Raw genomic sequence first — 258 nt, 5'->3', positions numbered from 1 at the left:
GCTCGAAGGAACGGCCGCCACGGTCGTTGTCACGACGCTCGAACGAACGCCCACCACGGTCACCGTCGAAGGAACGGCCACCCCGGTCACCACGGTCGTCACGGCGGAAGCCGCCACGGTCGTTGTCGCGACGCTCGAAGGAACGGCCGCCACGGTCGTTGTCACGACGCTCGAACGAACGCCCACCACGGTCACCGTCGAAGGAACGGCCACCCCGGTCACCACGGTCGTCACGGCGGAAGCCGCCACGGTCGTTGT

Annotated in this window: 1 pseudogene; it reads left to right on the top strand. The window is 68.6% G+C overall.

The window, feature by feature from the left end:
- A pseudogene (locus ACGFW6_RS45175) lies at window positions 1-258 on the top strand (hypothetical protein); the annotation flags it as partial.

Origin of the sequence: Streptomyces sp. Y7 (assembly GCF_043195415.1) — a bacterium.
Taxonomy (GTDB): domain Bacteria; phylum Actinomycetota; class Actinomycetes; order Streptomycetales; family Streptomycetaceae; genus Streptomyces.
Note: the sequence above shows the minus strand (reverse complement) of the source record. Positions and strands in the feature narration are given on the sequence as shown.